7 protein-coding genes are annotated in these 13,579 nt (G+C 50.1%); 4 read left to right on the forward strand and 3 right to left on the reverse strand.

Annotated elements, in window-relative coordinates; genetic code table 11:
• The first annotated feature begins 5 nt into the window (after positions 1-5).
• Complete coding sequence (locus AB7E06_RS05445) at positions 6-6,263, forward strand: DEAD/DEAH box helicase (protein WP_427955575.1); 6,258 nt, start codon at positions 6-8, stop codon at positions 6,261-6,263.
• Positions 6,264-6,544: 281 nt separating this feature from the next.
• On the forward strand, positions 6,545-6,829 hold the full coding sequence (locus tag AB7E06_RS05450) for an AbiV family abortive infection protein (protein WP_372406405.1): 285 nt from the start codon (positions 6,545-6,547) through the stop codon (positions 6,827-6,829).
• Between the two features lie 341 nt (positions 6,830-7,170).
• Here AB7E06_RS05450 and AB7E06_RS05455 read toward each other — a convergent pair whose 3' ends face one another.
• From AB7E06_RS05455 to AB7E06_RS05465, 3 genes are all read right to left on the reverse strand, one after another.
• Entirely contained in the window at positions 7,171-9,672 is a 2,502-nt protein-coding gene (locus AB7E06_RS05455) for a S8 family peptidase (RefSeq protein WP_427955578.1), read from the reverse strand.
• Positions 9,673-9,687: 15 nt separating this feature from the next.
• The gene (locus tag AB7E06_RS05460; RefSeq protein ID WP_372406402.1) at positions 9,688-10,689 is read right to left on the reverse strand and encodes an AAA family ATPase; all 1,002 of its coding nucleotides are present in this window, start codon (positions 10,687-10,689) and stop codon (positions 9,688-9,690) included.
• Between the two features lie 206 nt (positions 10,690-10,895).
• A complete protein-coding gene (locus AB7E06_RS05465; RefSeq protein WP_372406400.1) occupies positions 10,896-11,303 on the reverse strand; it encodes a hypothetical protein in 408 nt (135 codons plus the stop codon).
• Between the two features lie 382 nt (positions 11,304-11,685).
• Between AB7E06_RS05465 and AB7E06_RS05470 the strand changes: the two genes are divergently transcribed.
• Both AB7E06_RS05470 and AB7E06_RS05475 read left to right on the forward strand, forming a co-directional pair.
• Positions 11,686-12,384, forward strand: a complete 699-nt coding sequence (locus tag AB7E06_RS05470) for a DUF3577 domain-containing protein (RefSeq protein ID WP_372406398.1) — start codon at positions 11,686-11,688, stop codon at positions 12,382-12,384.
• Positions 12,385-12,795: 411 nt separating this feature from the next.
• A complete protein-coding gene (locus tag AB7E06_RS05475) occupies positions 12,796-13,410 on the forward strand; it encodes a DUF3275 family protein (RefSeq protein WP_372406397.1) in 615 nt (204 codons plus the stop codon).
• Positions 13,411-13,579 lie beyond the last annotated feature (169 nt).

Raw genomic sequence — 13,579 nt, forward strand, 5'->3', positions numbered from 1 at the left:
TGACAATGCAATTTTTCAGAAATCTGATCGAGCAAAGCCTTGAGCGTACCCGTGAGGCGACGCTCGGTGTACTAGGTATCAATCACTTAGGCCTGCATCGTCACCTGAGTGAGAGTATGGTGAACACATTGGGAGCCGATGGTTGCTTCCTAGCGCCGCCGGTATTCGAGCATACCTTTGGCTGGCAGGAAGCAGGTTTGTGCCTGCAGGATCTGCAGCGGGAGGGCCTGCTGTCGAGCAGCTTGCTAGATACGCTGGCATCTGCACCAGCCTACCGATTCTCGAAAACGATACACCCCTATATTCACCAACTACATGCCTGGCGCACTCTACTTGACGAAACACCACGCTCGGCCGTGATCACTACCGGTACTGGCTCAGGTAAGACCGAATGCTTTATGGTACCAATCCTTGAAGATCTGATCCGTGAGCAAGAGCGAAGCGAGGCAGCACTAGTGGGTGTGCGTGCTTTGTTCTTATATCCGCTCAATGCCCTGATTAACTCCCAGCAAGAGCGTCTAGACGCTTGGACTAGAAAATACGGCAGCAATATCCGCTTCTGCCTATATAACGGTAAGACTGAGGAGAGGGCCGACAAGATCCGTAAGGAGCAGCAACAGAAGCCCAACCAGATCCTGTCTCGAGAGCTTTTGCGCAAGGAGCCAGCCCCGATTCTGATGACTAACGCTACCATGTTGGAGTATATGCTGGTGCGTCAGGTCGATAATCCGATTTTGGAAATTTCTAAGCAGAAACAATCGTTACGCTGGATCGTCCTCGATGAGGCACATACCTATGTGGGCTCACAAGCAGCTGAAATGTCTCTGTTGTTACGCAGAGTAGTTCAGGCATTCGGCAGACAATCTGAACAGATTCGCTTCATTGCTACATCAGCGACTATCGCCGGTGCCGATGCTGAAGAACGACTTAAACGCTATTTGGCTGACTTAGCGGGCGTTCCGCTTGAGCAGGTGGAAGTAATTGGTGGTTCGCGTGTTTGGCCCGACCTTGAGTTTGAATCGCCAGGTAACAATGTTGCCTTGCAGGCTATCAGGGATATTGAGCCGGAAAAGGTAGTGTCTGCAGCGCGCTTCAAGGCTCTGTGCGACAGCACTACAGCTAGGCGCCTACGCCATGCCGTTGTCAGCTCTGGCAAACCCTTAGACATAAACGACCTGATTAGCGCTGTATCCAGCGAGTTGCAGGGGGGCACACGCCTTGAGCGGCAGGAGCAGATGCTTGACTGGATTGACACGATGACCGGTACTCATCCGGCCGAGCAGCAGCCGCCGTTCCTCAAATTGAGAGTCCATCTTTTCCAACGTATGCTGCATGGCCTCTGGGCCTGCGTCGATCCACAGTGCAGTGCCAAATCTGCCCATCTACGGGACTGGCCTTTTGGTAACGTCTATGTGGCTCAGCGTGCGCGATGCGAATGTCATGCCCCAGTGTATGAGCTGGGTTTCTGCAACGATTGCAAGACACCACATTTACTGGCAGAGGATCGCGATGGTGAACTGCATCAACCTAGTCCTTACGCTGGCGATGAGTTCTCCCTTAATCACGACACCAATGGCGAGGACGCGCCCGTCGAAATGTTGATGGCGAAAGCCATAAACACGCGTGTCGTTATTGCAGGATTGCTGGCAGCCCATGATCCCTATTTTTCGATCAACCTTGATTTAGATAGTCACAAGCTAGGAACGGTTAATGCTACTCGCAACCTTAGTATTGTACTTACCAGTGAAAAAGACGGCTGCTGCTGCAGCCACTGCGAAAACTCGTCCTTTGGTACTAGCGATTTTCTGAGAAAAGCCTATCTTGGTGCGCCGTTCTATATAGCCAACGCTGTTCCGACCGTTCTTGAGTTCTGTCCCGATCCTGATAATGAAGACTGCGAAGGCCGTTCACCAGAAGAACTACCGGGACGTGGTCGCAAACTGATTACCTTTACCGATAGCCGTCAAGGAACTGCTCGTATGGCAGTACGGATGCAGCAAGAAGCGGAACGCTCGCGACTACGGGGGTTGGTATTTGAAACATTGAGGAATGAACAGGCCAAGGCCAATGCTGCAGTTAAGGACACATTCAACTGTAGTCCTGACGATATGCTGTACCAGGCAGATCAGCTGGAAAAATTAGGCATGGCTTCAATGGCAGTTGACCTTCGTAAAAAAGCTCAGCTTTTGTTGAGCGGCGCAGCACCTGCAAATCAATCCAAAATAATTCGTTGGTCTCAGATGATCGAGACGATTGCAGCCTCCAGAGATATAGACAAGTTCATCCTGCGCTACAACCGTTATGCCAATCCGGCATTGTTCGATGGTAACGAAGGCTGTCTGACAATGGCTCGCCTGCTGCTTGCACGTGAATTCTCCCGGCGACCCAAAAATCAGAACAGTTCGGAAACACTAGGGTTGATCAAGGTCGGCTACATGGGGTTGGAGGATATAACGACAACACCACCGCTGTGGGCTGACACCTTCGCCATTTGTACGCAGGGTTCTGCAAGTGATGCAAGAAGTCCTCTGACGCTGGATGACTGGCGCGACTTCCTCAAGGTCGCACTAGACTTCTATGTCCGGGAAAACACCTTCATTCCAATGGAAAACAAGATGCGCCGTTGGATGGGTAGCCGTTTCAGTCCCAAGGCACTTTACTCTCCTAAGAGTGATGTGCAAGAAAGCACCACCATCAGAAAATGGCCACAGATCAAGCAGGGGGCACCACATCGACTGATCAAACTACTTGAACTAGCGACCTCTCTAAACCGCGCTCTTAATGCGGATGCAGACAAGATCAACAGTTGGCTCGAGGCGGCGTGGTTTGCTCTGGTAAATGCCCGTATTCTGGAGTCTGTCGATACCGGTTACAGTTTACGCCTAGAAACCCTCACTTTCTCGCTTCCTAGCGAAGGCTGGGTCTGCCCGTTGACCCGCCGTATATTCGATACCACGTTCCGGGGGCTGACACCCTACCTTCCTCAAAAACGATTAAATCAGGACTACCGCTGCCGTAAGATTCAGCTTCCGACTCTGAGTACACTTATCCCGGACGGTTCTCCAGTTCCCAAGCAGGTGCAGATTCGTCAGCTGGTAGCAAGAGATCCCATCATTTCTCAACTCCGCCAGGAAAACCTGTGGACGGATATCAGCGACCGTACAGTCGAGGGGGGCTTCTACTACCGAACTGCAGAGCACTCAGCGCAACAGTCTGCAAAGAGGCTTGATGATTATGTTGAAGAGTTTAAGCGTGGTGATATCAACGTACTGAACTGCTCCACAACGATGGAGATGGGCGTGGATATCGGTGGTATCTCTGCTGTGGTAATGAACAACCTACCACCACATCCGGCCAACTATTTGCAGCGCGCAGGTCGTGCTGGTAGACGCAACGAAGCACGGGCTATCGCTTATACCCTGTGCAAAGCTGATCCACATAACCAGCGTGCCTTCGCCAATCCTAAATGGCCGTTCGTGACAGCCATTCCAGCACCTAACATTACACTCAGCTCTGAGCGAATTGTGCAGCGGCACGTAAACTCGCTGTTGCTGGCGCTTTTCTTGCGTATGCATAGCAGCAATGATGGTGACCGTACTAAATTAACCTTGCATTGGTTTTTTGCTCCAAGCGACTCGTCTAGTCAGCAGTTTCTGGCCTGGCTCAGGGCGAGCCCGAATGAATTTGATCGGGCTGTGAAACAGTTGGTGTGTGGTACATGCTTGGAGGGGCGTTCGCTCATCTCAATCACAAGTGAAACCCGGCTAGCATTATGTTCTCTTGAGGATCGCTGGCTGGGTGACTATCGTACTATTAACCATAAACTGCAGGCTGCCAGTGATGGGCCATACAAGAAGGCTTTGGCTCTGGAGAAGCAGCGCCATGAAAACGAGTATCTACTCCGGTATCTAGCATCGTCCGCATTTCTTCCGGGATATGGCTTCCCGACCGACGTCGTCAGTCTCAAGACATACAGCGTCGAGGACTTCCTGCATCAGCAACGAAAAAGCGAAGCGAGCAGGGAAGACAGCATCTTTGACAATAAGGAAATGCCGTCACGCAGCCTGGATATTGCCATTCGCGAATATGCTCCTGGCGCTCAGGTAGTGATCGATGGCAGAGTCTACCGTTCTGCTGGTGTCAGCCTACAGTGGCATGCCAACGGACAGGTTAATGAAGCACAGAAATTTGATATCGCTTGGCGTTGTCCTGAGTGCGGTAACACCGGAGTGATGGAAAACGCCTATACAAATAATGAAGGATTGTGTTGCTCACATTGCTCATCCGTTATTCCACACAGCGAGCGCCGAATGGTACTGCGTCCGGGTGGATTCGTGACGGACTTTTATGAAGAAACCTCCAATGATGTTACCTCGCAGAAGTTCATCCGCATTGAGCGACCGCGCATCCAGCTGTACAGCGAAAGTATCTCGCTACCCGACCCACGCTGTGGTTTCGTGCGCTTCGGTCATGACGGCAGTGTCTTCCATCACTCTTCTGGTGAGCATGGTAATGGTTACGCTGTCTGCATGAATTGTGGACGTTCGGCGTCTATGCTTGCCTCGGATGAAGTGCCTAAAGATCTGCAGCCTGATAAAGCTCACCGCCCAGTTGGCGGACAAACCGGTAGCCGCAAAGAGAGCGACTGTTCAGGTGAGGCCATCAAGGCCAATCTGCATTTGGGCTACCAGATTCGTACCGATGTACTGGAAGTTTTTCTTAAGAATCCACTTACTGGCGAATGGCTATCTGATACACCCAAAGGGCGTTTGATCGCTACAACCCTTGGCGTTGCTATACGTGATGTGATCGCCGGAAACCTGGGCATAGCCAGCAGCGAAATGGGCTTTAGTCATCGCCTCGATCGTGATCGGGATTCTGGGCAAGGCCGCTCCGTCATTCAGCTTTTCGATGAGGTTAGCGGCGGGGCTGGCTTTGTGCTGTCGGGTCTGGGTGACATCCTTCAGCTGCTAACTAAGGCAAAAGAGCGTCTGAGCTGCCCAGCAAACTGCGATAATGTCTGCTCGCACTGCCTGGCGAGTCAAGACAGCCGTGTCGAGCGTGAAGAACTGGACCGCAGGCTGGCACTGCAGTGGCTCTGCGAGTCTCAACTGATCGAGCACCTAGGACTGCACGATATCTTTGCAAGCCTTCGCGGAGCTCGACACTGTTCTGTTGGCCCTATGCGGGAGCTAAGCTCCTTCATCAACTCATTGGATCGGCGCGATCAGACTGCCTCTGTCTTGGTGTGCCTGCATGGCGATCATCAGGATTGGGATCTGGACCATCCCCTTGTGAGGGAGAAAATCCTAAGTTGGGCTATTACCGAACGACTGAAAATAAGAGTCGGTATTGCTGCCCCTGCGTCGTTGAGAGTGGAGCAAAAGGAAGCCTTGGCACTGCTTACACGCTTAGGGGTTGAGTTGATTGAACTGCAAGCTGAAACATTGCAAGCTCCCTATTTGGTTGCCCAAGTGTCATCTCAGGCTGGTGTGTGGAGTCTGTATAGCAGTATGAGCAGCGTCGGTGCACCTGGGCCCGATTGGCTTCAAGGTCATGCAGATGCAGTCTGGGTTACTAGTAAACTAATGCCTGCCGTGAAAGGAGGTTCTATTGCCAGCGACACTTGGAGTCAGCATCATCAGGGCGCGCGTATAGTCGAAGTCACCTCGGAGCTCAACGGCCCGGTGGATACCCTTAAAACACGGCTCGCAGCGCTTATCAATACCCAGATGCCGGAGTTGGCTTCCCTGATCTCTAATGATCAAGCTGTATCCATCACTTACTCCGATCGCTATCTGAAGTCGCCCTGGTCACTGATGCTCTTGACAAGCTTCCTCGAGCTTTTTAGAAGTGAAAAACTACAGTCAATCTCTCTCAATACGTTAGCACCGAACGGTAGCCAACCGAGCTTTTTCCTCAGTCATGACTGGATGCGAGCAGAGGACCAAGAGGCGATTCTCGAGCTCTGGCTAAAAAGCCAGTTCGAATTGGCACCGGATATCAAGGTCATGAGCAGCCCTCGTGATCTGCTGCACTCTAGAGTCATCACAGTGAACTGGAGTTCTGGCAAGGTTAGCAAGGTCCTGCTGGATCAAGGTATGGGATACTGGCGTTGTAGGATGCCCAGCAGAGAGCAGATGCATTTCGACTTTAACCAATCACCTAACGAGCAAGTTTTGCAGATGCTTGATACATTTTCATCTGCACATATGCAGCAAAGTGGCGATTGGCCCACTTATATAAGCTGCTCAATGAGCTGAGTCATCTAGATGGAAACAATCCCCCGCTTCGGCAGCACTAATTTTTTGTGTAGACGAAGCGGGCTAAATTGAGCGATGGAGGTGTGGTGACCAAAATTGCTGCTTTATGGTCTGAGGAAAAAAAACAGCTCTATATGGATAGGCTAAGACGTTAATTTGTATTGTGGTACAAACAAACACGCTTAAGAGGCCTATCTGTTCCTAAGAATGAACGCCAAACATGATTTAGCATTCAAGTGGACTGGCTTCCAGCCAGTTACTGACTTTGTGCCGTAGCTGCCATGAAAAAGTCAGTGGCTCTTGAGCTAACGCAAATCGACCAAGGAATAGAGACGCTATTAAGCAATGCGGAAGATCTAGTATCGGAAGCTAAAACACTATTCTTTGCAAATGCCTTTGCGAGAGCTTTATTCCTCGCTCATTCAGCCAAAGAGGAGTTCCTCAAAAGCCGGGATGCTTCAGGCGGCAGTTCTGAGGCTGCTAGCGGAGGAGCAGCCTGTGGACTGGACAAAGCTAATGTGCAGGCTCCGCGATCACGAGGCAAAGTTATATCAGGAGCATTTTGAAACCTCGCTGTTTAGCTAAGGCTCGAACGCTGGGTTTTACAACCTGATGCTCCCCCAAGTTGCAGATCAAGCTGTTAATTATCGAAATAACCAGAAGAATGATTTGTCATTGGATGAGCTTTATGCATGTGTTTCAGAAGTCACGAAGTCCTTCCTTTCGTAGCTCTACTACGAAGGGAAGTAAAAGTAGCTAAAGAGCCTTTGCAAATACCCAAATCCCGCTTGTAAGTGGTCGGCAAGAAATCGATTTACATGAAGGAAGATTTAAAACCAACGGAGTTTTCAGAGGTATTGGCTCAGATTTCAACCTACATTAGCAGCATCGAAACTCCTAAGCACAATTATTCGATGATAACCGGTACGCCAATCTGGTTAGCAATCGGTGTGTATAAATCCACGTCAATATCTGGGGCTGTGATAGAAATGATCAAAGAGTACCTGACTCGCTGGTCGTATCGTTGGAGTACAGGTCTTGTTTTCCACCATCCAAGCGATGGGAAAATCGCAATGGCACCACGGCTTGCCAATTCCGCTGCGCTGCCTTTCCAAATATCCGAGTGCAACGATCCTTTGTGTCGGTTTTTTTTTCCGATCACCCAGTTCGGGTCATTGTCGTTTCTATTGGCATACTCTTCATCGTCTCTAGCTGACACATTAATTCTGGCGCGGAAAGCATCTTCGCTTTCCAGCGGGCGTTTTACATCAAAGCGAAGCCCATGAGATTCATACCTATAGCGCGAGGTAACACCGCGAGCAGAGGGGTTGGGCTCAATGAAATAGGACAGGGTCACACGCATTTCTACCTGCGTTTCTCCAAGCGCTTCAAGCTCAGCCAAAGGCCACGGCAGGCGGTGTAGATTCATATCCCGTAATTGAGGTTCTTTGCTCTTTTCACGTTTGAATGGAAATAGAAACTCCTCACAAATCATGGTTAAAGAGTTGTCGACACTCCACATGGCTCTATCGAGACTTGGCTCACCGAACCCACAATGCCGTACCAGTTTAGTCGTTTGTGCCTTGGTTGGCTCCCCTCTGGCAGGCAGAAACATATGCTTCATAGCGTTGGTCCACTGCGCTGAATGCACTATTAAGCCACGTATACTTTCGGGCCATAAATCTGGGTACTTGGCCATCAACTGAGCTGCCATTCTTGCGCAAAGTGCTGAGGCGGCGCTGGTCGCATTGCTCGTGGTGAATAGTCGTTCAGTGGGATCCGAATGCGTTGTGAGTAGGCTTAAACTGGGCATCCAAGCGGCACCTAAGCCGTCTTTTGCGGCATTACCGCCTTCAAAAACCACGTCTGGCTTTAATGGCCAGTACGCTTGCCATGTCTGAGATGTGGTACTGAAGGGGCTTAAGCCACCGATTTCGGCAATCGGGGTATAGTTGCCAGCATCCGTCTCTGTGACTCTAGCAAGGTGAGTCATGGCACCGACAGTTAATGCATTCCACGCCTGAGCCGGGTCGTGAATACCATCTGAGGTATTACTATGTGGGTATTCCACCCATGCATTCGGGTCTTTAATATTACCGGCAGATATCACAAATAATCTTGGTGTTTCTCCTTGCGCGTCTGCATCACAGGCAAGTCGGTCAATGGTTGCTGACCAAGCGGAAGGGCGCCCACGGTCACGATTGTCCCTGGCGGTAATCGCCATACTGAAAACCCGCTTACGGTATGGTGCATTAACGGTTGGTCGATCTACCGCTTCGGATGTTAGGTAGCCGTGTAATTGTGCATCACCCCCGTTGGCGCCATCTTCTGGAACGAGCTTGACGGACTCCAGACGGTGCGAAATAGATACAGGAGTAGAAGTGGCGAGTACATCAGTTAAATTTCCAAATAAGGCAAGGCCAGCCATTTCTGTTCCATGCCCTTCAGAATCATTTGTGCCCCAAGCTGGTTCAACACTGTGTTTGTCGGCATTGGCAACCGCTTGTTGCAGCAACGGGTGCCCATTGTTCACTCCGGAATCAAATAAGCACACATATGGCACCTCTTCGCCATCAGCGGGTAGTGTTAAGCGATCGTGGAGTTCATCAACCCAATTAGGCTGTTCTTCCGGAGGCAAAGCATCAAAAAAATCAGCCGTTTCTTTAGCCCGCCGTAACTCGGCGATGTTGTTCAGAGTCAGCATTGAGCGCTTCATCTGATTTACTGATCCGTAAATTAGCAATATAGAGCGTTCTGGGAAGTAAAGCTCGCCTGGGGCAATACGAAAGCCCAGGCTAGTTGCTATTTCCTTGAATTGACTCACAACCCCATGTCGATCATCTCGCGTCGGCAACCAGACCTCCCACCATAGGTATTCCTCGTCTGTTGTAGGTATGGAACCAGGAGAGTCGGTCCAAAGGGCTTGTAAAGTGGCCGCCCGAATTTCTGAAATAGCATTCAGCAATCTACTATGAGCAGGGCCATTTTTTGTATCCTTACCGCTATCCAAATAGGCGGCAATGAGACTTTCAAAGAGCTCTAGCTTGCCATCTGGCACAAATACAGTGGCGAAGGTTTTCTCTCCATGTTGGCGTACGTTGCGAAGCTCGATGCCAGAGCGTTCACGCGCCAGGGATTCGAAAGCCAATTCAACATCTGGGAAACTTTCAAATTCGACTTGCAGGCCGATACCCTCATCGATCCCTGCTTGTCGTTGCTGCTCCACCGCTTCGACCAACATAGGTTTCAATTGCTGGAGCTTACCCAGTAGGGCGCTACCATGTGCATCTCTGTTTCTGTCGGGCACTTGCTTAGCTCCGCCACCTTTCACAGGCGAAGTAAAGCTTTCCGCTTGGGCACTGTTTTGGAAAATAAAGTGTGGGTGGTTATTCGACTCCCTTTCCGCCATGTATAGTCCTTGACATTAACTTTTCTTATTTAATCGGTTGGAAAGTTTGCGACGCTCTTCTAGAGCGAGAGAAATATCTTTTTCTGATACTTTTTCGGAGCGATCAATCAGCGCAGTTTTCAGCACTTCATCCGCTGCTCGCGTAAGTTCCGCATAGCTCAAGCCAAGTGCTTTAGTAGCCAAACGTTTCCAAGATGTATTTTTCACTGCCATGCGCGATAAGCGGGACTTCAGCACATTAGCAATATGTGTTTCATCCGGCAACTCGTAATGTAGCAGATCATCAAAGCGACGGAACAGGGCGTTATCTAGAATATCCGGATGATTGGTAGCGCCGATGATTAAACTGTGGGATTCATCCTGCTCAATCATTTGCAAAAAACTGTTGAGAATACGACGCACCTCGCCTACGTCGTTAGATAAACCGCGCTGGGAGCCAATAGCATCGAATTCGTCGAAGAAGTAAACGCCTCGGGTTTGATGGGTGGATTCAAAAATCTGACGAAGTTTGGCAGCAGTCTCACCCATAAACTTTGTAATCAACCCATCTAAGCGTACTTGGAACAGCGGCAAACCCAACTCACCGGCCAGTACCGATGCTGTCATAGTCTTGCCTGTACCAGGTGGGCCGACCAACAGTAGTTTTCGCCTTGGAGACAAGCCGTGTGACAGAATCTCTGCTGCGTGGCGTTGCTCTCGAATAATCCGGTCTAACTGCTGAGAAAGCTCAGTATTTAACACCATATCGCCGAGGCGAAATTTGGGGTAACTGACTGATAGTAGGTTCGCCAGCTCACCCCTTGGCTTGCTGATGGGTACCGCTTTGCTGAAGGAAACAGGAGTGATTGAACGCTTGGCCTTGGCCTGATCCACCAGTGAGCGCAGCTCCTCTGCCAGCTTGCCGTGGCCACGTTTAGCCTCGTGGGCTGCTACCTGCATGGCGACGGAGTAAAAACGGTTCTCGTCGCCTTCCAGGTGTGACTGGAGCAGCGCCTTCAATTGGTCTGCATTGGCCATAATAGGGGGGCTCCTTGGTAAGGGGGTATTGTACCTTGACAGCCAAGTAAGCACGACCCCAAAACCCAAAGAGTCGTCCTAAGTTTGTGGCCTAGCTTTGAGCCAAAACCCTTCTTGGTTTTGGGCTTGGCAGTGGTTTTTTTGAGAGCTATTTTTCTCTTACTCAAATCGATAGGATTTGTAAAGTGACAGTAGTCTAGTAGAAACTAACGAAAAAACCAGACTTTGACACAAAGAAAAGTACTGCCCAATAAAATTAACCATGCCCCCACTGTTGCAAATCGTGAGGCTATGCGAAGGGTATGGATAATTTCACCTATAATCACAAAATTATTCTTTCGCAGTTTTTGTAGTGCAGAAAATTCATTGGGAGACATGCGGACGCCCAAAGCCGTCCACAATGCACCAAACATGCTTAAAGCGGTACCATTACGTTCAAGAAAGAGTTCCCAACTAAACTTTCCAAAAAGACCGCTAAGAAAAGTAAGTTCCAACAAGACGATAGCGATCGTGGCGACGGCAATAACAACCCAAGAAAATAGGTCTGTCTTTTTGTCACGCAAAATTGAAAGCGCCGCGTGAGTATTCTTAGAGGGTTTGCTAGCTCTGCTCATAATGATATTTAAATTGGATGGTACCGAAAAAGCGAACTATAAATGGCTCCTGACATACAACTATGGTACCGCTATTGCCTAGAAGAGGGTCCATCCTAAGGCCTAATCAGCCAATGGCGGTCAATCAAAGCTAAGTTACAGCGAAAATTCGTGCTATTGACTTTATCATTGCTCATTGATAACTTTGCTACGTGAATCGCCATAAGGCACCCCACAGCGGCGTCTCAACTCTTGAAAGACGCACGTACTGATCCTCTAAGACAGTACCAGAGTACATCTTCTTCTTTGCTACCCGGACAGGGAACCCGCTTTCCCTGTCCAGGCCATTCGGCTCTTGGGTGGGTGCGTGTTCCTCCAGTCCATTTTTCTGGAGTTCACCATCATGACGACCGCTTCCGCTCAAACTTCCAATCACTTCAATCTTCACGTTAACGGTCTCGGTTATCTGAACCGTGTGCGCTGGGTTGAAGCCAAAGGTTCTGGCCGCAAGGCACAACCCTTTCTTGCTTGCTCGATTTCCGCCGTGCGTGGGAATGCGGATGAACCTGACTACACCTACTTTGACCTTCGGGTCTCTGGGAGCGAAGCCATTGAAATGGTGGAAAAGCTCATGGGTGATGTTGAGGCGAAACGTAAGGTTTTCGTATCGTTTCGTGTGGGAGATATCTACACACACGTTTACATGCGCAACCTTCGAGATGAGAAGGGGCGTACAACTGGCGAGCAAGAGCCTGCCGCACTTATCAAGGGACGTCTGTTGTTGATCAACAGTGTCACTGTTGATGGCGTTAATATTTTCCGACGTGAATTGCAAGAAGGGTCCAGCATGGATAACATTCCTTTTCAGGAGAGTGCTCCTTTGCAGAACTCCTCGACCGATGATGAATCTGCTCAGGATGTGCCTGAGCAAGACCAGTCTGAAAATAAAGCACCACAGGAAAACGCTCAAGGTCCAGCAACTCCAAAGTTCCACAGTACTCCGGTGCCCGTGAACCAAGGCGCTGCGGCATATCAAGCAGGTTATGGAGCTAGTAGTGCGCTTCAGTACGCTGCAAGCTATGCCCATCAGAGCGTCGCTTAACTTTTAATGCCTCATCAAAACCCTCGTTACTGTTCCCACTGGGGGCTGTGCGAGGGTCTTCTTCTCCTTGATGCTGCAAAAATTAGCGACTAAACTAATTCGGTTTTGCGAGTGTTTTCAGGTGTCACTTGAATAACCTGGTCGCCTTCGGGCACGACACGTCAACCCCTGAAACGTGAACGCTCTGTATAGAGTTGGGGTACATCTCACACGAGTACGTCCGTTGAATTGCACGTTCAAACAGGAACCTCACGTGCTCTAAAGTACTATCCGATCGCAAGTTGGATGGCCACCATTCAAGCCCCCCTGTACCCGTCCGGCGTAAGCTGAACGGGTACTTTCATTTCACACCCCACCGGGAGATCTCTTCCGGCTGGATGTGGTCTCCCTGTCTTTCTGAAGGAGATCACGATGATCCGTATAGATGGAGCGCAGCTGCGCGTAAAGCGGATTCGACAAAGTCGAAATGGTGCATTCTGCGTTGCAGACCTTTCAACTGCTTTTGGTGAGTTCAAGGTCAAAGACCCGCTCCTGGATCAGTTTGAAGAAGGTGAGTACCAGGCAACTGTGTGGATTACTGAAATCTATCTGTCGCAATACATCGCGTTTGGCAAAGGTGTGACAGAAATTCGTGCGCGTTTGCACGACTTACAAGTTGAGAGCCAGGCCGAATTATCGACTGCTCATGAGCAAGCTGAGCCTGACCCCATTGACGAGCAAAGACCTGTACGGGTTGCACCACCTAAAAAGCCACTTCCCCCTCCATCTAGCGCAAAAGACTTTAGCCACTTTAACAAGGGTGGGAAGCCCCAGTCAGGGTCTTCGGGTTCTGGACCACAAGAGTCTACGCAGGGAGAGCACGATGGGTTGCTTGACTCAGAAATGCTCCGAGCCATTGCCAACCGAGATCCCATCAAACTTGATGCGACTGTAGAACGTGCGCTGCTACGACGGCAAGCAGCTGAACTTGGCCAACGTCATGGCTATCGTTTCGATGCGAAACAACAAATCTGGTTTGCCCAGTAAACCCTCATTTCTAAACCGCCCAAAGGTGGCGGTTTGACTCATGTTCTTGATGCTATCGAGACCATGAGTCAGACCGCACTGTACATTGGTGCATCGTTGAATCTGGGAGGCGGCGTCCTAATGCGCCCGCAGCTTTTGCGCTAAGCCGGAGCTGGTGATAGCAAAACCA

Source organism: Alcaligenes sp. (assembly GCF_050255915.1).
Classification (GTDB): Bacteria; Pseudomonadota; Gammaproteobacteria; order Burkholderiales; family Burkholderiaceae_B; genus Alcaligenes; species Alcaligenes aquatilis.